General features: G+C 68.4%; 17 protein-coding genes. 16 read left to right on the top strand and 1 reads right to left on the bottom strand.

The features are described 5' to 3' along the window. Window positions 1-111 precede the first annotated feature (111 nt). The 14 genes from IU448_RS06515 to pdxS all read left to right on the top strand — a co-directional run bounded on the left by IU448_RS06515 (window position 112) and on the right by pdxS (window position 16,146). Window positions 112-339 (top strand): hypothetical protein, encoded by a 228-nt coding sequence (locus IU448_RS06515; protein ID WP_195054521.1) that lies wholly within the window; start codon window positions 112-114, stop codon window positions 337-339. After that, window positions 332-1,012 carry an energy-coupling factor ABC transporter ATP-binding protein gene (locus IU448_RS06510; protein WP_195054520.1) on the top strand — a complete coding sequence of 227 codons (681 nt, stop codon included), beginning with the start codon at window positions 332-334 and terminating at the stop codon, window positions 1,010-1,012. Before IU448_RS06515 ends, IU448_RS06510 begins: the two co-directional genes overlap by 8 nt. Then, complete coding sequence (locus tag IU448_RS06505; protein WP_195054519.1) at window positions 1,009-1,611, top strand: energy-coupling factor transporter transmembrane component T family protein; 603 nt, start codon at window positions 1,009-1,011, stop codon at window positions 1,609-1,611. The genes IU448_RS06510 and IU448_RS06505 overlap by 4 nt, the downstream gene beginning before the upstream one ends. Window positions 1,612-1,666: 55 nt before the next feature. Further along, entirely contained in the window at window positions 1,667-3,067 is a 1,401-nt protein-coding gene (locus IU448_RS06500) for an AMP-binding protein (protein WP_324188516.1), read from the top strand. Between the two features lie 429 nt (window positions 3,068-3,496). Continuing rightward, window positions 3,497-5,803, top strand: coding sequence for a SulP family inorganic anion transporter (locus IU448_RS06495; RefSeq protein WP_195054517.1), 2,307 nt, complete (start codon window positions 3,497-3,499; stop codon window positions 5,801-5,803). Window positions 5,804-6,060: 257 nt separating this feature from the next. Beyond that, window positions 6,061-6,570 carry a TIGR02611 family protein gene (locus IU448_RS06490; RefSeq protein WP_195054516.1) on the top strand — a complete coding sequence of 170 codons (510 nt, stop codon included), beginning with the start codon at window positions 6,061-6,063 and terminating at the stop codon, window positions 6,568-6,570. Then, window positions 6,537-7,343, top strand: coding sequence for a (2Fe-2S)-binding protein (locus IU448_RS06485; RefSeq protein WP_228812045.1), 807 nt, complete (start codon window positions 6,537-6,539; stop codon window positions 7,341-7,343). The genes IU448_RS06490 and IU448_RS06485 overlap by 34 nt, the downstream gene beginning before the upstream one ends. 499 nt (window positions 7,344-7,842) lie before the next feature. Then, window positions 7,843-9,915, top strand: coding sequence for a threonine--tRNA ligase (thrS, locus tag IU448_RS06480; RefSeq protein WP_195054515.1), 2,073 nt, complete (start codon window positions 7,843-7,845; stop codon window positions 9,913-9,915). Between the two features lie 36 nt (window positions 9,916-9,951). Next, window positions 9,952-10,554, top strand: coding sequence for an HIT family protein (locus tag IU448_RS06475; RefSeq protein ID WP_195054514.1), 603 nt, complete (start codon window positions 9,952-9,954; stop codon window positions 10,552-10,554). Between the two features lie 176 nt (window positions 10,555-10,730). After that, the gene (gene pgsA / locus IU448_RS06470; protein ID WP_195054513.1) at window positions 10,731-11,399 is read left to right on the top strand and encodes a phosphatidylinositol phosphate synthase; all 669 of its coding nucleotides are present in this window, start codon (window positions 10,731-10,733) and stop codon (window positions 11,397-11,399) included. Further along, entirely contained in the window at window positions 11,396-12,367 is a 972-nt protein-coding gene (locus IU448_RS06465; RefSeq protein ID WP_195054512.1) for a phosphatidylinositol mannoside acyltransferase, read from the top strand. The genes pgsA and IU448_RS06465 overlap by 4 nt, the downstream gene beginning before the upstream one ends. Then, on the top strand, window positions 12,364-13,488 hold the full coding sequence (locus IU448_RS06460; RefSeq protein ID WP_195054511.1) for a glycosyltransferase family 4 protein: 1,125 nt from the start codon (window positions 12,364-12,366) through the stop codon (window positions 13,486-13,488). The genes IU448_RS06465 and IU448_RS06460 overlap by 4 nt, the downstream gene beginning before the upstream one ends. After that, window positions 13,488-14,531: an NUDIX hydrolase gene (locus IU448_RS06455; protein WP_195055074.1), complete on the top strand. Its 1,044-nt coding sequence runs from the start codon at window positions 13,488-13,490 to the stop codon at window positions 14,529-14,531. Before IU448_RS06460 ends, IU448_RS06455 begins: the two co-directional genes overlap by 1 nt. Before the next feature lie 694 nt (window positions 14,532-15,225). Beyond that, entirely contained in the window at window positions 15,226-16,146 is a 921-nt protein-coding gene (gene pdxS, locus IU448_RS06450) for a pyridoxal 5'-phosphate synthase lyase subunit PdxS (protein WP_195054510.1), read from the top strand. Between the two features lie 139 nt (window positions 16,147-16,285). On the opposite strand, the gene IU448_RS06445 is transcribed toward pdxS, so the two are convergent. Beyond that, the gene (locus IU448_RS06445) at window positions 16,286-16,897 is read right to left on the bottom strand and encodes a hypothetical protein (protein WP_195054509.1); all 612 of its coding nucleotides are present in this window, start codon (window positions 16,895-16,897) and stop codon (window positions 16,286-16,288) included. 95 nt (window positions 16,898-16,992) lie between these two features. Here IU448_RS06445 and IU448_RS06440 point away from each other — a divergent pair, with 95 nt between their 5' ends. Together IU448_RS06440 and pdxT are read left to right on the top strand one after the other, a co-directional pair. Continuing rightward, entirely contained in the window at window positions 16,993-17,811 is an 819-nt protein-coding gene (locus IU448_RS06440; RefSeq protein WP_195054508.1) for an acyl-CoA thioesterase, read from the top strand. 269 nt (window positions 17,812-18,080) lie between these two features. Further along, window positions 18,081-18,692, top strand: coding sequence for a pyridoxal 5'-phosphate synthase glutaminase subunit PdxT (gene pdxT / locus IU448_RS06435; protein WP_195055073.1), 612 nt, complete (start codon window positions 18,081-18,083; stop codon window positions 18,690-18,692). Window positions 18,693-18,700: the final 8 nt, after the last annotated feature.

Raw genomic sequence — 18,700 nt, 5'->3', positions numbered from 1 at the left:
AACTACGAAGTGCCCGCGGTCGTGTCTGTTGTGGCTCTGAGCGTGTCCGGTGCGGAGCGGCCGGTGGGGCGTGGCCATGGGCGGCACGCGGTTGTGCCCGAGGAGTGGAGCATGCGGAAGTCCGACGTGGAGTGGCCGGCAGGGCGTGACCGGGGGCTCGTGGTCGTGCCTGTTGGGCTGGATCTGCGCGTGTCCGGTGCGCAGTCGCCGGCGAAGCGTGACCGTGGCGGGCCCGCGGTCGTGCCCGATGGGCAGGATCTGCGCGAGTCCGGCGGGCCGTCGGCGGCGGGCGTGACCACCGAGGGCCCGCACCGAGACCCGGAGGTGCGGCGTGAGTGAGATCGTTTTCGAGGCCGTGAATCATTCCTTCGGTGAGCGCCGGGTGCTGCGGGGGGTCGATCTGCGGATCGAGGAACGCCGTGTCGGGATCGTCGGCGCGAACGGATCGGGAAAATCGACCCTGGCTCGCATGATCAACGGTTTGCTCACCCCTACCTCCGGCACCGTGACGGTGGACGGTATCGACACCGCCCGTAAGGGGGCGCGGGTGCGGCGCAAGGTCGGGTTCGTGTTCACCGATCCCGATACTCAGATCGTCATGCCCACGGTGGCCGAGGATCTGGCGTTTTCGCTGCGGCGCAGCGGTCTGGACAAGGCGGAGGTTGCCGCGCGGGTGGCCGAGATCCTGGACCGGTTCGGGCTCGCGGGGCATTCGGAACATCCGTCGCATCTGCTCTCCGGCGGGCAGAAACAGCTGCTCGCCCTCGGTGCGGTGCTGATCCGCCGGCCGGAGGTGATCGTCGCCGACGAACCCACCACCCTGCTGGACCTGCGCAATGCCCGGATCATCGCCGAGGCGCTGGATGCCGTGGACCAGCAGGTGATCGTGGTGACCCATCAGCTGTCGCTGCTTGCCGGATTCGACCGGGTGATCGTCATCGACGACGGTGCGGTGGCCTTCGACGGTGATCCGGCCGCCGCGCTCCCGGCCTACCGCGAGCTGGTCGAGTGATCGGGCTGTACCGGCCGGGGAATTCGCCGGTGCACCGCACCCCGGCGGGGATGAAACTGCTACTCCTGCTGGTGTTCATCACGGCGGCGGCGGTGTTCGTGCGCACCCCGGTGCAGCTGGGTGCCGCCGCCCTGGCCGCGGCGGGACTGTTCGCGCTGGCCCGGATCCCGTGGCGAGTGGTGCTGGAACAGTTGCGGCCGATGGTGTGGATGCTCGCGATCATCGCGGTTTTCCAAGTGCTGACCACATCCCCGGCGCGGGCGCTGGTGGTGTGCGGATTGCTTCTGCTGTCGGTGGCGCTGGCGGCGCTGGTCACGCTGACCGCCCGGGTCACCGACATGCTGGACGCGGTGACTCGGGTGCTGGGCCCGTTGCGGCGGTTCGGTGTGGACCCGGACCGGATCGGGTTGCTGCTGGCGCTGGCGATCCGCTGCGTACCGCTGCTGGCGACGATAGTGCGGGAAGTCGCCGAGGCGCGCCGGGCGCGGGGCCTGCAATGGTCGATGACCGCGCTGGTCACTCCCGTGCTCGTCCGCTCGTTGCGGACCGCTGACGCAATGGGCGATGCCCTCGCGGCTCGGGGGGTCGACGATGACTGAGGATCGGATCCGGCCTACCGAGACACCGAACACTGATGCGGCAGGTATCCCGGTCGTGTTCGGCCGGGATGGCGTCACCGAACTGCTCGCCGAGCGGATCGCGCGGCAGCTGCGGTCCCGGGCCGCCGTGCGTACCGCCGACGGGGCCGTCGATTATGCCGAGTTCTGGATGCGGGTTTCCCGGGTCGCCGCGGGTCTGGCCGGTATGCGGCGGGTCGCGGTGTTGCCGACCTCGGATATCGATTCGCTGGTCACGGTGGTCGCGGCGATGCGGGCAGGGGTTTGCGTGGTGCTGTTGCACCGGCATCTGACGCCGGACCAGTTGCGGCGGGTGCTGGCCGTGACCCAGCCCGCCGCGGTGGTGGCCGCGGCAGCACAGCATCGGCGGTTGCGGCGGATGGGCTTCGGCGGCGTACCGCAGACCGCGGCCGGACTGGAGCGCGACGGGCCGTGCGGCGGTGCCGGGCCCGACTCCGAACTGCTGGTGGGTATCACCTCCGGAACCACCGGTGAACCGAAACTCTTCGTCCGGGACCAGGCGTCCTGGGCGGCCACCCTGGACCGGTCCGATCGGGCCTTCGATATCGGTCCGGGCGATACGGTCGCGGTACCCGGCGTCTTGGACCACACCCATTTCCTCTACGGCGCCCTGCACGCCCTGACCCGCGGCGCGACGGTCGATCTGCGACCTGCCGGGGACGCGCTCACCGCCGGCGCGACCCACCTGTATTCGGTGCCGACCCTCGCCTGGGATCTCGTGCGCTCGGCGGGCGGGCCGTACCCCGAGGTGCGGGAAGTGCTGTCCTCGGCGGCGCGGTGGCCCCGCAACGGGCGGGCCGCCCTGCGGGAAGTGCTGCCGAATGCGACGCTGACCCATTTCTACGGAGCCTCCGAACTCAGCTTCGTCTCGTTCGACCGGGGTCTCGGTGGAGCCGATGAATACTCGGCGGGGGAGTTGTTCGACGGAGTCGAGGTGCAGATCCGCGACGGCCGGGTGTTCGTACGCAGCGATATGGTCTTCCGCGGGTATCTCACCGAGACCGGTGTGGTGGACGGCCCGGTGGACGGATGGGTATCGGTGGGCGATCGCGGTGCCCTGGACGGTCGTCGGCTGCGGTTGTCCGGCCGGGACAGCGAGATGCTCATCCGCGGCGGGCTGAACGTGGAACCGGCGGCGGTGGAGGCCGCCCTGACCGCGATTCCCGGCATCACCGAAGCCGCCTGTCTCGGGGTCGCCGACGAGCGATGGGGGCAGGTGCCGGTGGCCGCGGTGGTCGCGGCCGGGCCGGCGCCGGACCCCGCGGAGATTCGCCGGCGATTGCGCGCGACGCTACCGGGCCCGAGTGTGCCGGTGCGGATCCAGGTGCTCGAGGCGCTTCCGCGTACACCCCGCGGCAAGGTGGACCGCCCGGCGCTGTTTGCGATGCTGGCCGCGCCCGGGCCGACCCGGCCGTGACTCGCCGCGACACGTTGCGGTTTTGCAGCGATTGTCATTTTCGCCACGCCACAACTATTGCCAAGCTTGGGTAGTTCTTTACTATAAGAGGAGTTGACGAACAGTTTCGCCACGTGATGGCCACCGGGTTCCGGTCATCTGCCCCGGCTTGCTCGCCGACTCGTAATCTCCTGCATCGCAATCTTTTTCATCAGTAATCGGGATCGGCAACGATCGGACCGAGGTGGTTCGGTGAGATATCACCAGCAGTGGAAGTCCTTCTCAGGCTTTGCTTAGTCTTTACTCATACTATGGCGACGGTTTAAGTCTCGGCCCGTAGCCGTGCCGAGTACCTACTTCACCGCGAGATGCCGGTTCGCGGTCTGTGCCCGACTGGACATATTGATCGTCAACCGACCTCGGCCCCGGCCGAGTCGGCGAAGGAGAGCGATGGCAACCAAAATCCCGGAACACACTGCGAAGCAACCTGGTTCGGACCCGGCGGGCCTGGCGCCCACCAGGTCCACGGCCCGCTTCGGCTCCGCCCGGCTGACCTCGATCGTGCGGCACGACGTACCGGCCTCGATCGTGGTCTTCCTTGTCGCACTACCCCTTTCGCTGGGTATCGCGATCGCCTCCGGGGCCCCCGTGGCCGCCGGGCTCATCGCCGCCGTTATCGGCGGCGTCGTCGCCGGTTCGCTCGGCGGCTCTGCGTTGCAGGTGAGCGGTCCGGCAGCGGGCCTCACCGTGATCGTCGCCGAATCGATCCATCAATTCGGCTGGAAGGTCACCGGTTTCATCGTCGTCGCGGCCGGCGTCCTGCAGATCGTCTTCGGGCTGAGCCGGATCGCCCGGGCGGCACTGGCCGTAGCGCCGGTAGTGGTGCACGCGATGCTCGCCGGTATCGGTATCACCATTGCGCTGCAACAACTGCACGTACTGCTGGGCGGGGAATCCGGCAGCACTGCCTGGGAAAACATCACCGCCCTTCCGGCGCAACTGCTTTCGCTGCACGGGCCGGCGACGCTGCTCGGCCTGGTGGTCATCGCCATCATGCTCGGCTGGAAATACCTGCCCGAGCGGATCCGGGTCGTCCCCGGAGCGCTGGCCGCGATCGTGGTGGCCACCACGCTGTCGCTGGTGCTGTCCATGGACGTCAAACGGGTCACCATCGACGGTTCGCTGTTCGATGCGATCGGCTTGCCCGAACTGCCCCGCAGCGACTGGGCCGCGGTCGTGGTGATGGTCCTGACCTTCGCGCTCATCGCCAGTGTGGAGAGCCTGCTGTCGGCCGTCGCGATCGACAAGATGCATACCGGTCCGCGCGCCGATTTCGACCGCGAGATGATCGGCCAGGGATCGGCGAACGTCCTGTCCGGCCTGCTCGGCGGCCTGCCTGTCACCGGTGTCATCGTGCGCAGTTCCACCAACGTCGCCGCGGGTGCGCGCAGTCGCGCCTCGGCCGTCCTGCACGGCGTCTGGTTGCTGATCTTCTCGGTGGCCCTGGTCTCGCTCGTGGAGCAGATCCCGCTGGCCGCACTGGCCGGTCTGCTGATCGTCATCGGCACACAGTTGGTGAAACTCGCCCATATCCGGCTCGCCCATCGCACCGGCGATCTGCTGGTCTACGCGGTCACGCTGCTGGCGGTCGTGTTCTTGAACCTGCTCGAAGGCGTGCTCATCGGCCTGGCGCTGGCCTTCGCGCTGCTGATCTGGCGCGTCGTGCGGGTGGCGGTCACCGCCGAACCGCTCGGCGGTACCGACCGCTGGCTCATCTGGATCGACGGCTCCTGCACCTTCCTGTCGCTGCCGAAACTGTCCACCACGTTCGCGACAGTGCCGAAGGGTGCCCCGGTCACCGTGGAGATGACCGTCGACTTCCTCGACCACGCCGCCTACGATGCCATCACCGATTGGGCCCGTCAGCACGAGAGCAACGGTGGCACCGTGGATTTCGTAGAAATCGGCGAAGCGCGGATGGCGCGGGCCGAGGCGGCACCGCCGTCGCGCAGCCTCGGCCGGGTGGTTCTCGACGATGTTCTCGGGCCGTGGCGGGCCGGTCGCAACCGGTCGGCGGAAGCATCGGGCGATACCGGCGACCCGCTGGTCACCGGTATCGCCGCCTACCACCGCAGCCACGCCCATCTGATGCGGCCGCACCTGGACGAACTGCGTGACGGGCAGGATCCCGACTCGTTCTTCCTCACTTGCTCCGACTCCCGGATCGTGCCCAATGTGATCACCAACAGCGGTCCGGGTGACCTGTTCACGGTGCGCAATGTCGGCAACCTGGTCCCCGAGCACGGCGACGCCTCCGTCGAAGCGGCCCTCGTCTTCGCGCTCGAGAAGCTCAACGTGCGCTCGGTGGTGGTGTGCGGACACTCGTCCTGCGGCGCGATGGGCGCCCTGCACTCGGGCGAATCCGGCGGCCCCGGAATCGACAACTGGCTCGAACACGGACGGGCGAGCCTGGCCCGCTACCACGCCGGGCACGCAGTGGGCCGGGCCGCCGAAGCCGCCGGTTTCGGACCCGTGGAGCAGTTGAGCATGGTCAACATCGCCGTTCAGCTGGAGAACCTGCACCGGCATCCGTCGGTACGCCGCGCTGTCGAGGAGCGCGGGGTCACTGTCTCCGGGTTGTTTTTCGATATCGCCAGCGCCCGGCTGATCCAGGTCTGCGCCGACGGGATCGCGCCGATCGAGAACGGCGGTGTGCTGGAACAGCTACATCGCGAGCCGGCCTCGGCCGGGAAGTAGGCGCTCGGCGTCGCGGCCGGGACCTCGCCCGATGAGCGGCGCGGGTCCCGGCCTGCGGAAAGACTGAACTGCTCGCCGTGTCGAAGCAGGGGCATCGGCGGGTGCATTCGGTTCGGCAGAGGCAGGAACCGGGCGGTGCCGGTCGGCGTCGCAGGGGCGGTCCGATTCGGTGTGGCCGTAAACCGGTGGTTTCGAGGTTACGCAGGGGCGGTCCCGCACATTGGGGATCCGGGCAGGACGCCTCGTAGGCTTGGTACGTGGAGAACTCTTCCGATACCGCGGTCGGGCGGAGCGCCGGGCGCGCTGGGACCGCATCGTCACCGGGCACCGAATCGCCTGCGGGAGACGACGGCGGTCCCGAGCGGTCGGGGCCGGCCTTCTGGCGCGCCTTCCGCGGGCGGATCGCCGGGCGGCCTACGCTCGAGCTGGTCTACCGGGTCGGGGTGGCGGTGGTCGGCACGGTGGTGTTCGTGGTCGGCGTGATCACCATTCCGTTCCCCGGGCCCGGATGGGCACTGGTATTCGCCGGTATCGGCATTCTCGCCACCGAATTCGCGGTGGCGCGGCGTGCCCTGGTCTGGTTACGGGACAAATACCGGCGGGGGATGGCCTGGTACATCTCCCGCGGGCCGCTGATGCAGGTGCTGGCATTCCTCGCGACCTGCGCAGTGGTGGTGGCCACGTTGTGGATACTCGGCACGTTCGGGTTGGTCGGCGGCTGGATCGGAGTCGAATGGCAGTGGTTGCACAGTCCCCTGATGTCCTGAACACGGTGCCGGGGGAGCGGCTGGCGGACGAATCCTGGCTGGCCGCCCGGATTGCGGACCTCGGCGCTTCCTGGCGTACCGATTCGGTACGAGTGAGCGCGACCCTGTGGTGGTGTATGACCGCCTCGGCGCTGGTCGAGCCGGTGGTGCGGGCACTGGTCCGGCGGACGCCGATCGCGCCCCCGACACTGGACCGGTTGGAGCTGTCGTTACGCCCCGACGGCACGGTCGAGCGGGTACGAATGCTCGATGTCGATGTCGATGTCGATGTCGATGTCGATGTCGATGTCGATGTCGATGTCGATGTCGATGCCGAGGGCACGTCGGCGCGGAGTAGCGACGACGCCCCGGATTCCGGGGCGCTTGTGGCGCGGCCGCGAGATACGGACGGGCGAATCGGGAGGTGCGATGAGCGATCGCCGAACTTCGGTGACGTCCCGGAGGAATTGCGAGCGACCCTGTCCACAGTGATCGATCGGATCGCCGTTGTCTCCGGACTGCGAGCACCGGCGCTGTGGGCCGTCGTCACCGATGTGGTGGCCAGTTGGGCGGTCGACGCACGGGCACCGAAGATCGGGCAGCAGCTGGCAGCCGAGCTCGGGCCCGCCCTGCCGGCACCACGGTTCGTCGACGTCGCGGGCAGGGCATTCGTGCGGCGCGCCTCGTGTTGTCTCGTCTACGAGGCCCCGGGCTGCGAGAAATGCGTCAGCTGTCCCAAACGGCCACCGGCCGAACGTGCAGCCCTGCTTGCGGACTACGCACGGCGCTCCTGACACGAGGTAGCGCGCTGCCGGCACCAGACATCCAGCGGCACACCTCGGGCCAGGGGGTCGGTGTCTCGAATAGCGAGACGAGCCAGCAACGAGGGTTGCGGCGTGAGTGTGGAGGGTGCGGGCGCAGCCGGAGGGCGTCGACCAGGGTGGGGGCGGCATTCACTGGTCCGGTGGGCTCGCCGGGGCGGGACGCCATCGCGCGGGTGCGGCTGCCCAGGCGCCTCGTTTCTCGTGCCTCCGCGGCACCGTGGTGAGGCAGCCGACGACGCGGGCAGGCCGCGGATGACACGGCCGCGCGCAGGCCCGCACGGCGTCCCGCCCGGTCCATCGACACGTGTGCGGGTGTCTCCCGATAGCATGGTCGCGGCCGGGCACTGCCCGGTTACCGATCGACGGAGAAGCCGTCACAGAACCGGAGCAGCCGGGGGTGGCGCCGTCCCGTCCGAAGCCGAGCGAGCCGGAGCGGATCCGGCCGCGGAAACCCGAGGAGAGCGACACCGTGACCACCACAGCCCCCCGCAGCCCAGTCACCCCCGTCCGGGTGCCGGCCGGGACTACGGCGGGCGCCGCGGTTCGTGAGGCGGGCTTGCCGACCAAGGGCCCCGAGACCGTGGTGGTCGTCCGGGACGCCGCGGGTGATCTGAAGGATCTCTCCTGGGCCCCCGAACTCGACACCGAGGTCATCCCGGTCGCCGCGAACACCGACGACGGGCGCAGCGTGATCCGGCATTCGGCCGCGCATGTACTCGCCCAGGCGGTGCAGCAGGAGTTCCCCGAGGCGGTACTGGGCATCGGCCCGCCGATCAAGGACGGCTTCTACTACGACTTCCGGGTCGATCGCCCCTTCACTCCCGAGGATCTGGCGAAGCTGGAGACCCGGATGAAGAAGATCGTCAAGGGTGCGCAGCGGTTCTCCCGGCGGGTGGTCGAGGTGGACCAGGCGCGGATCGAACTGGCGAAGGAGCCGTTCAAACTCGAACTGATCGGGGACAAATCCGGGATCGACGATCCGGAGATCATGGAGGTCGGCGGTAACGAGCTGACCATCTACGACAACCTCGACCCGCGCAGCGGCGAACGGATCTGGGGCGATCTGTGCCGGGGCCCGCATATCCCGACCACCAAGTTCATTCCGGCGTTCAAACTGACCCGCAGTTCCGCCGCCTACTGGCGTGGCGACCAGAACCGCGAAGGTCTGCAACGTATCTACGGCACCGCCTGGGAATCGGCCGAGGCGCAGGACGAATACCTGACCATGCTGGCGGAGGCCGAGAAGCGCGATCACCGCAAACTCGGTGCCGAACTCGACCTTTTCTCTTTCCCCGACGAGCTCGGTTCCGGCCTGCCGGTGTTCCATCCGAAGGGCGGCATCATCCGCAAGGAGATGGAGGACTACTCGCGCAGCCAGCATGTCGAAGCGGGCTACGAATTCGTCAACACACCGCATATCACCAAGGCGCACCTGTTCGAGACCTCCAAGCATCTCGAGTGGTACGCCGACGGTATGTACCCGCCCATGCATCTGGACGCCGAACACAACGAGGACGGCACCGTCCGCAAGCCCGGGCAGGACTATTACCTCAAACCGATGAACTGCCCGATGCACAACCTGATCTACCGGTCGCGCGGCCGGTCGTATCGGGAACTGCCGCTGCGGTTGTTCGAATTCGGTTCGGTGTACCGGTACGAGAAGTCCGGTGTGGTCCACGGCCTGACCCGGGCCCGCGGCTTCACCCAGGACGACGCGCACATCTACTGCACCCAGGAGCAGGTGGTCGAGGAACTCACCGACACCCTGCGGTTCGTACTCGATCTGCTGAAGGCCTACGGCCTCGACGATTTCTACCTGGAACTGTCCACCAAGGACCCGGAGAAGTACGTCGGTTCCGATGAGCTGTGGGACGAAGCGACCGAAACCCTGCGCCAGGTCGGGGAAGCCTCCGGACTGGAACTCGTCCCGGATCCGGGCGGCGCCGCGTTCTACGGCCCGAAGATCTCGGTGCAGACCCGGGATGCGCTGGGCCGCAACTGGCAGATGTCGACCATCCAGCTCGACTTCTTCGAACCCGGCCTGTTCGAACTCGAATACACCGCGTCCGACGGCACCAAGAAGCAGCCGGTGATGATCCACCGGGCGTTGTTCGGATCGATCGAACGTTTCTTCGGCGTGCTCACCGAGCACTACGCGGGTGCCTTCCCGGCCTGGCTGGCGCCGGTGCAGGTGGTGGGAATCCCGGTCGCCGACACCTTCGTCGAACACCTCGACGGTGTGGTCGCGCAACTGCGGTCGGCCGGTGTCCGCGCCGAGGTCGACCGCGGTGACGACCGGATGCAGAAGAAGATCTTCAACCACACCGCGCAGAAGGTGCCGTTCATGCTGCTGGCCGGGGCGCGGGATGTGGAAGCGGACGCGGTGAGCTTCCGGTTCCGCGACGGAACCCAGGTCAACGGGGTGCCGGTGGCCGATGCGGTACGAGTGGTCGTGGACTGGGTGCATCGCCGGGACAACACCTCACCCACCGCGGAAACGGTCCGTCCCCTGGTGGACGGTGCGGGTGGTGCGCCGGAGTGATACCGGGTCCGCCCGGGCGGGGAAAGGGTATGGATTATGAGTGAGCGCACGGTGCCGGACGGGCTGACCGAATCGGACGAAACCGATGCGGCCGAGCGGACCGGGGAGATCCGGGACCGCGGTGCGGGCGAACCCGATCGGTTGCAGCGATTGTGGACGCCGTACCGGATGTCCTATATCGCGGAAGCGGCCACCTCGGCGCCCAAGGGCGCGACCGGTCATCCCTTCACCGATATCCCCACCATGTCCGACGAGGACGGACTGGTCGTGGCCCGCGGCGAGCAGGTGTACGCGGTGCTGAACCTGTACCCTTACAACCCCGGGCACATGATGGTGGTGCCGTATCGCCGCGTGGCGAACCTGGAGGATCTCACCGCCGCCGAGGCCGCGGAACTGATGGAATTCACCCAGCGCGCCATTCGGACGATGAAGAAGGTGTCGCGACCGCACGGTTTCAATGTGGGGCTCAATCTGGGCGGGGTGGCCGGCGGCTCCCTCGCCGACCACCTGCATCAGCACATCGTCCCCCGCTGGGGTGGAGACGCCAATTTCATCACCGTGATCGGCGGCGCGAAGGTGATGCCGCAATTGCTCCGCGAAACCCGGGCCTTATTGGCAGCGGCCTGGGAGGAGGCATAGATGGGCGGTGTTGTCGGGCGCGCGTCCGGCGGGTGGGAATTCAGGTCTCCTCGGACCGGCCGAAACCTGCACGGCTGCGCTGGACCGGGCTCCCCCGCACGCTTCCTATCCGGTGGAGCGGGCCTTCGATGTCCCGGTGGAGACGGCAGGAGGCATCGGATGAGCTGGGGACGTAGGTGCTGAGCATCTTCGGGCGGGCAGCCTTCGCCAAGGCCACCGCGCCGCTCGGTAAGGCACTGGTGCGTACCGGGCTCACCCCGGACGCAGTCACCCTGATCGGTACCGCTGCGTCGATCGCGGCCGCCGTGACCCTGTTCCCCACCGGGCATCTGTTCTGGGGGACCATGGTGATCTGGCTGTTCGTCATGTTCGACATGCTCGACGGTGCGATGGCCCGGGCCCGCGGCGGTGGTACCCGCTACGGCGCCGTTCTCGACGCCACCTGCGACCGGGTGGCCGACGGGGCGATCTTCGGCGGTCTGGCCTGGTGGGCGGTCTATCACGAGCAGAGCGAACCGCTGTTCGTCGCGACCCTCGTAGTGCTGGTGACCTCGCAGGTCATCTCCTACGCCAAGGCGCGCGCGGAGGCCAGTGGGCTGTCCGCCGACGGCGGGCTCATCGAGCGGCCGGACCGGCTGGTGATCGTGCTCGTCGGGGCCGGGCTCACCGGTATCGGCGGTTACTGGGGCATCGAATGGCTGACCTGGGCGGTGCATGTGGCCATGTGGATCCTGGCCGTGCTCAGTGTCGTCACCGTGGCCCAGCGGGTACTCGCGGTGCGTAATTCGCCGGGTGCCCGCGAAATCCTGGGTAAGGCGAATTCGGGAACGGAGCAGCCGTCGTGAGCGGATGGCGGGCGAATCTGAGCGACCGCGGTTATGCCGCCGGCTGGCGTCTGGTGCGGGCCCTGCCCGAGCCCGCGGCGCGCGTGCTGTTCGACCGTGGCGCCGATCTCGCGGCGCGTAAAGGCGGGCCCGCCCAGTTGCGGCGCAACCTCGCCCGTGTGACCGGGACTGCGCCGGAAGCCGTGCCGGGCGAACTGGTCCGGGCGAGTATGCGCTCCTACGCCCGGTACTGGCGGGAAGCGTTCCGGTTACCCGCCATGGACCACCGGGACCTGGTGGAGTCCGGCCGTATCGTCGTCCAGGGCCGCGAGCATCTCGATGCCGCGCTGGCCCGGGGCCGGGGAGTGGTGTTCGTTCTGCCGCATTCGGGGAACTGGGATATGGCCGGAACCTGGCTGGTGCAGAACTACGGGACCTTCACCACCGTCGCCGAACGGCTGAAACCGGAATCGCTGTTCGAGCGATTCGTCGCCTACCGGGAAAGTCTCGGTTTCGAAGTGTTCCCGCTGACCGGTGGCGAACAACCACCTTTCACCGCGCTGGCGCAGCGGCTGCGCGCGAACAAAGTGGTGTGCCTGATGGGAGAGCGCGACCTCACCGGGCGCGGCGTCCCGGTGACCTTCTTCGGCGAACGCACCTGGATGCCCGCGGGTTCGGCGAAGCTCGCCGTCGAAACCGGAGCCGCGCTGATGCCGGTGCATGTCTGGTTCACCGTCGACGACACCGGCCGCGAAGGCTGGATGGTGCGCACTCGGGAACCGCTCGACGTATCCGGCGGTATCGCCGCCGCGACCCAGGCGTTGGCCGATTGTTTCGCCGCCGGCATCGCCGAGCATCCCGCCGACTGGCATATGTTGCAGCCGCTGTGGGAGACCGACCTGTCCGAAGCCCGGCTCGACCGGATCGCCGCCGAAGCGGCGCGGCGCGGCAGCAGGCCGGTCGGCTCGGGGGAAGACCTCGCCCGATGAAGATCGGCATGGTCTGCCCGTATTCGTTCGACGTCCCGGGTGGTGTGCAGGCCCATGTGGTGGAACTGGCGCAGGTGTTCCGGGAACGCGGGCACAAGGTGAGTGTGCTGGCGCCCGCATCGGACAGCACCGAACTCCCCGATTTCGTGGTTTCGGCCGGTCGTGCCGTCGCCATCCCGTACAACGGGTCGGTGGCCCGGTTGTCGTTCGGGCCGACGGCCTACACCCGGATCCGGAAGTGGATCGAGGACAACGATTTCGATGTCCTGCATATCCACGAACCGAACGCGCCGAGCCTGTCCATGCTGGCGCTGAAGATCGCCGAGGGACCGATCGTGGCCACCTTCCACACCTCGACTACGAAATCGCTGATACTGGCCACCTTCCAGGGGGTCCTGCGCCCGTACCACGAAAAGATCAGCGGCCGGATCGCGGTATCGGAACTGGCCCGGCGCTGGCAGGTCGAGGCGCTCGGCTCGGACGCGGTGGAGATTCCGAACGGGGTCGATGTGCAGGCGTTCAGCCGGGCACCACTGCTACCCGGCTATCCGCGCCCCGGTGGAACCGTGCTGTTCCTGGGCCGCTACGACGAACCCCGCAAGGGGATGCAGGTGCTGCTGGGTGCACTGCCGGCCCTGGCCGCCCGCCATCCCGATGTCGAGATCCTGGTCGTGGGCCGGGGCGACGAGGCCCGGTTGCGCCGGGAAGCCGGACCGCTGGCCCGGCATCTGCGTTTCCTCGGGCAGGTGTCCGATACGGAGAAGGCCGCGGCCATGCGGAGCGCGGAGGTCTATGTGGCGCCGAACCTCGGCGGAGAGAGTTTCGGCATCATCCTGATCGAGGCCATGGCGGCCGGGACGGCAGTGATCGCCAGCGAACTGGACGCGTTCCGGCGGGTACTGCGCGACGGTGCGGCCGGTGTACTCGTCCCGACCGGTGATTCCACCGCGCTGGCCGGCGCGCTCGACGACCTGCTCACCGACGATTCCCGCCGGGCGGAACTGGTTCGCACCGCGACGCAGGTGGTCGGATCCTACGACTGGCCGGTGGTGGCCGAGCAGATCCTGCGGGTCTACGAAACCGTGGTGGTCGGCGATCTGCGGGTGCGGGTGGCCGGATGATCACATTCTCCGCGACCACCGTTCTGGTCCTCGCGCTGGTCGCCACGCTCGTCGTCGCGCTGGGCGTCTGGGCGTACTCCACCGCGAATCGCCTGGACCGCCTCCATGTACGCACCGACCTCGCGTGGAATGCGCTCGACGGGGCGCTGGCCCGCAGGGCCGTGGTGGCGCGCGCGGTCGCGGTATCACTGTCCGGCCCCGCCCCCGACCCGAAACCCGCCGAACTCGCCCGCCGCCTGACCGTCCTGGCCGACCGGGCCGAACGCACCGGCCGCGAGGACCGCGAAGCGGTGGAGAACCAGCTCGCCGTCACCCTGTCGGCCGTCGATATCGCCCGGCTGCCCCCGCAGCAGGTGGCCGAACTCGCCGACGCCGAAGCCCGGGTGCTCATCGCCCGCCGATTCCACAACGACGCCGTCCGCGACACCCTTGCCCTGCGCACCCGCCGTCCCGTGCGCTGGCTGCGTCTGGGCGGTACCGCGCCCATGCCCACCTACTTCGAGATCGCCGAACGCGCCACGCCTGCGGCCGCGACCGGCCTGGACGTCGACACCACCCGGGTGTCCGCGCGGGTTGCGATCCTGGACGAGCAGGACCGGATCTTGCTCATGCGCGGCCACGATCCGATGCTCCCGGAGGTGTCGTTCTGGTTCACCGTCGGCGGTGGTGTGGAGCCGGGGGAGAGCCTGCGTGCGGCGGCTGTCCGGGAACTCCACGAGGAAACCGGCTACGAGGCCGATCCGGACGCCCTCCGCGGCCCGCTGTGGCGCCGGGTGGCGGTTTTCCCGTTCAACGGCAACCTGATCCGCTCCGAAGAACTCTTCTTCGCCCTGCGCGTGACCGAGTACGCGCCCGACCCCGCCAACCTCACCTACGTCGAACAGCGCTCGATCACCGGCAGCCGCTGGTGCGGTCCCGACGATATCCGTGCCCTGGACGCCGCCGGCGAAACCGTGTACCCCTACCACCTCGACGAACTGCTCCCCGAAGCCGCCCGGGCGGCCGATGCCGGCACCGACCCGGAAGTGCGCTCGATCCGTTAGTTCCGACGTCCGGCCACGCCGCTGCCCGCCACACCGAGACGGAAACCCGCGGACAGCATCGACGCCGAGCAGATCGTGCACACCATCGAGTCGGAGAATATGCCGGTCCCATGGTGATCGCAGCCGTGATGGCGCGCCGGCTCGAACACCCGCGGTGGGCAGATCTCGGCAACGTCCCCGGGCGCGGGTCGGTCCCGGCCCGGCACGAACCCGACGTCACCGCGGCGGTGCCGAATCCGCGCGGCTCTGAAATGGGTCGGCCGGCGCGCCGGAAATACCGCGCCGGGAATACTGTGATGGGTTTCACTTGGCGTGATAATGTCAGCGCAGTTTGGCGCACCGAGGTTGTGTCGATTCGGTGTGTGGAGGTGAAGAAGTGTCCTACATCCTGTTCGATTACCTGTTGCCGATTCTCGGGCCCAGCGCCGCTGAGTACTGGGCGAAGCTGCTGGTGGTCAACCCGATCTGAGTCGGTTCCCGATGCCCCGCCGGGCCGGTGTCGCACCGGTCCGGCGGTGTTTTATCCGGTCCAGTTCCCGGGGTGGTGTGGATAACGCCAGGTCGTGATCAGTCCAGTGTGCTCGGACTGGATATGAAGACGGTTTCGGGGCGCACCTAGAATCGTGGTGTTCATCGACGATTTGAATCGTGGTGTTCATCGACGATTTCCCCTGCACCGGACACAGGAGCTGCCGTGACCACGCCCGAGACCGCCCAGACCACCCAAGCGACCCGCGAGGCCGGTACCGCCCGTGTGAAGCGCGGTATGGCCGAGATGCTCAAGGGCGGGGTGATCATGGATGTGGTCACCCCGGACCAGGCCAAGATCGCCGAGGATGCCGGCGCCGTCGCGGTGATGGCGCTCGAGCGGGTGCCCGCAGATATCCGCGCCCAGGGCGGCGTCTCCCGGATGAGCGATCCGGACATGATCGACGGAATCATCGAGGCCGTATCCATCCCGGTGATGGCCAAGGCCCGGATCGGGCATTTCGTGGAGGCCCAGGTCCTGCAGAGCCTCGGGGTCGATTACATCGACGAATCCGAGGTGCTCACTCCCGCCGATTACGCCAACCATATCGACAAATGGCAGTTCACCGTGCCGTTCGTCTGCGGTGCCACCAATCTCGGTGAGGCGCTGCGCCGGATCACCGAAGGGGCGGCGATGATCCGCTCCAAGGGCGAGGCCGGTACCGGCGATGTCTCCAATGCGACCACGCATATGCGCCAGATCCGCCAGGAGATCGCCCGGCTGGGCTCGCTGCCCGCCGACGAGCTCTACGTGGCGGCCAAGGAGTTGCAGGCGCCGTACGAGCTGGTCCGTGAGGTGGCCGAAACCGGGAAGTTGCCGGTTGTGCTGTTCACTGCGGGCGGTATCGCCACCCCCGCCGATGCCGCGATGATGATGCAGCTCGGCGCCGAGGGCGTGTTCGTCGGTTCGGGCATCTTCAAGTCCGGTAACCCCGAACAGCGCGCGAGCGCGATCGTGAAGGCCACCACGTTCTACGACGACCCCGATGTGCTGGCCAAGGTCTCTCGCGGCCTCGGTGAGGCGATGGTCGGTATCAACGTCGAGGAGATCGCCCAGCCGCACCGGCTCGCCGAACGCGGCTGGTGACAGTTCGCCTGTTCCCGGTCTGCGCGCCGCCGCCGACGCGGCGTGATGCGGTCTGTGCGTCGGGGCGGTGACGTCGAGACCCACCGCTCGGCATGCCGGCTGCGGCCACTGCTTGATCCGGCGACGGTACCGAACGGTGTCAGTCGGAGCCAGTGCGCAGAGCGGGGCGGTCCGGGTGGTCCCAGCGAACGAAATAGTCCGGCGATCCGGGGTGCTCGCGGGCATGGGCCAGGAGCGCGGGGACAGTCCAGGCGCTCGCTGCCGGCGTATGGCGGGTGAGCGCGGCGGGGCTGAGGTCGAGCTGGACGGTGAGGTCGAAGGGGAGGTCGCGGCCCAGCAGCATGGGGCCCGCCACGAACAGGACGGTGCCGGGGTGCGCGCGACGGCGGACGGCGCGAGCGGATCGGTCCGTCTTTTCCTCCCATAGCGCCGGTAACCACTGTCCATCCGTCCGCAGCGGGTCGAGGACCTCGCGGCGCAGCGCCGGATAGTCGAACCAGCCCGTTCGGTAGGCGGTTTCGTCGCGGCCGAATTCCATCCGCAGCGAGGCGGGGCGGACGAAATCGTGCAGTGAGACCAGTTCGGCGGGCCGGCCGTCGGCGTGGAGACGGCCGGCGGCCAGGCGGGCGAAGTCGAGCGGACGGGCGGCATCGGCGCCGTCGACGGCGACCAGTTGCCCACCGGATTCACGCAGCCTGCGGGCGACCGTTTCGGCGAGCGCGTCCTGGGTGATCGGGGTGAATCGCGGCACCCGTTCATCACAGCAGGTACGGCAGGGCGGGCGGTGATGGGGATAACCCGCCGGTGGATCATGGGAAACAGGGCTTTTCGGGCTAATCTCAGCGAATGGCGACTATCGAAGAGGCATTGCAGCTCGAACGCCTCGAACGCGATATCTTCCGCGGCGCGTTTCCCGCAACCCAACTGCCCCGCACCTTCGGTGGGCAGGTGGCGGGCCAGGCGCTGGTCTCGGCGGTGCGTACGGTGGAGCCGCGGTTCCAGGTGCATTCGCTGCACGGCTATTTCCTGCGCCCCGGAAACCCGGCGGCGCCGACGGTGTACCTGGTGGACCGGATCCGGGACGGCCGGTCGTTCTGTACCCGCCGGGTCACCGGTGTGCAGGACGGGGACGCGATCTTCACCATGTCGGCGTCCTTCCACATCGGCGACGAGGGCCCTTCGCACCAGGACGAGATGGCCGAGGTGGCGCCGCCCGAGGATCTTCCGGATGCCGAGACGTCCATGGACCCAGAGCGCCTGTGGGCCATGCGGGAATGGGAGCACTGGGATATCCGCCCCATCCCGCAGGAACAGGTGACCCAGCGTCCCGGTGTGGTGTCGCCGCAGCAGGTGTGGTTCCGTTACCGGCATCCACTGCCCGACGATCCGCTGTTCCACGTGTGCACGCTCGCCTATATGAGCGATATGACGCTGCTCGGTTCATCGAAGGTCACTCATCCCGACGAACCCACCCAGAACGCCTCGCTGGATCACGCCATGTGGTTCCTGCGCCCGTTCCGCACCGACGATTGGCTGTTGTACGACCAGTCCTCGCCGTCGGCCGGTTTCGGCCGGGCGCTGACCGGCGGGAAGATCTTCGACCGCAGCGGCCGGTTGGTCGCCGCCGTCGTGCAGGAAGGGCTGATCCGCACCCTGCGGAGCTGACCGCCTATTTCGGGCCGGCCCGACGATGACCGGCACGTGGGCATAGTGCGCTACCCCACGGCGCGTATCCGTTTGCCCGATGCCGGGAGCGGCGGAAACGGGAGTTGTTCCCGATACGGCCGTGCTGCACACGGACGGGGCCGGTCGGTGTCTCGATTCGCTGCGCGCCGGCCCGGCGGCGTGACCTGGCGCACACCGGCCCGCCTCGTAAGCTCACACGGGTGAACGATACTGCGGTTTCCCGGGACAGCCGTTCGGATGCCGACCTCGTGGCGCCCACCGACCGGCCCACCATCGGTGTGCTGGCGTTGCAGGGCGATGTCCGCGAACATGCCGCGGTGCTGGACCTCTGCGGTGCCGATCCGGTTCTGGTACGCCGTCCGGCCGAGCTCGCCGCGGTCGATGCACTGGTACTGCCCGGCGGGGAATCGACCACGATCAGCAAACTGCTGCAGGTATTCGAACTGCTCGAACCACTGCGGGAACGGCTGCGTGACGGTATGCCAGCGTTCGGTTCGTGCGCCGGCATGATCCTGCTGGCCGACCGGGTACTCGACACCCGCCCCGATGCCCGGCATCTGTCCGGTATCGATATGACCGTACGCCGCAACGCTTTCGGCCGTCAGGTGGATTCGTTCGAAACCGATCTCGAATTCGCCGGGGTGGACGGCGGCCCGATGCGGGCAGTGTTCATCCGCGCGCCGTGGGTGGAAGAGGCCGGTGCCGGGGTCGAGGTGCTGGCCCGGGTGCCCAGCGGACCCGCCGCCGGCCGGATCGTGGCCGTACGCCAGGGCTCGGTACTGGCCACCTCGTTCCATCCCGAGGTCACCGGCGACCACCGCGTGCACCGGCTGTTCGTCGATCTGGTCCGCGGCCGCTGAACTGCCCA

The organism is Nocardia flavorosea (genome assembly GCF_015477805.1).
Lineage (GTDB): Bacteria > Actinomycetota > Actinomycetes > Mycobacteriales > Mycobacteriaceae > Nocardia > Nocardia flavorosea_A.
Note: the sequence above shows the minus strand (reverse complement) of the source record. Positions and strands in the feature narration are given on the sequence as shown.

Coding starts and splice junctions, on each gene's coding strand:
- IU448_RS06515 (WP_195054521.1), top strand. CDS start 112: ATGCGGAAGTCCGACGTGGAGTGGCCGGCAGGGCGTGACCGGGGGCTC.
- IU448_RS06495 (WP_195054517.1), top strand. CDS start 3,497: ATGGCAACCAAAATCCCGGAACACACTGCGAAGCAACCTGGTTCGGAC.
- IU448_RS06485 (WP_228812045.1), top strand. CDS start 6,537: ATGGCAGTGGTTGCACAGTCCCCTGATGTCCTGAACACGGTGCCGGGG.
- IU448_RS06475 (WP_195054514.1), top strand. CDS start 9,952: ATGAGTGAGCGCACGGTGCCGGACGGGCTGACCGAATCGGACGAAACC.
- IU448_RS06460 (WP_195054511.1), top strand. CDS start 12,364: ATGAAGATCGGCATGGTCTGCCCGTATTCGTTCGACGTCCCGGGTGGT.
- IU448_RS06440 (WP_195054508.1), top strand. CDS start 16,993: ATGGCGACTATCGAAGAGGCATTGCAGCTCGAACGCCTCGAACGCGAT.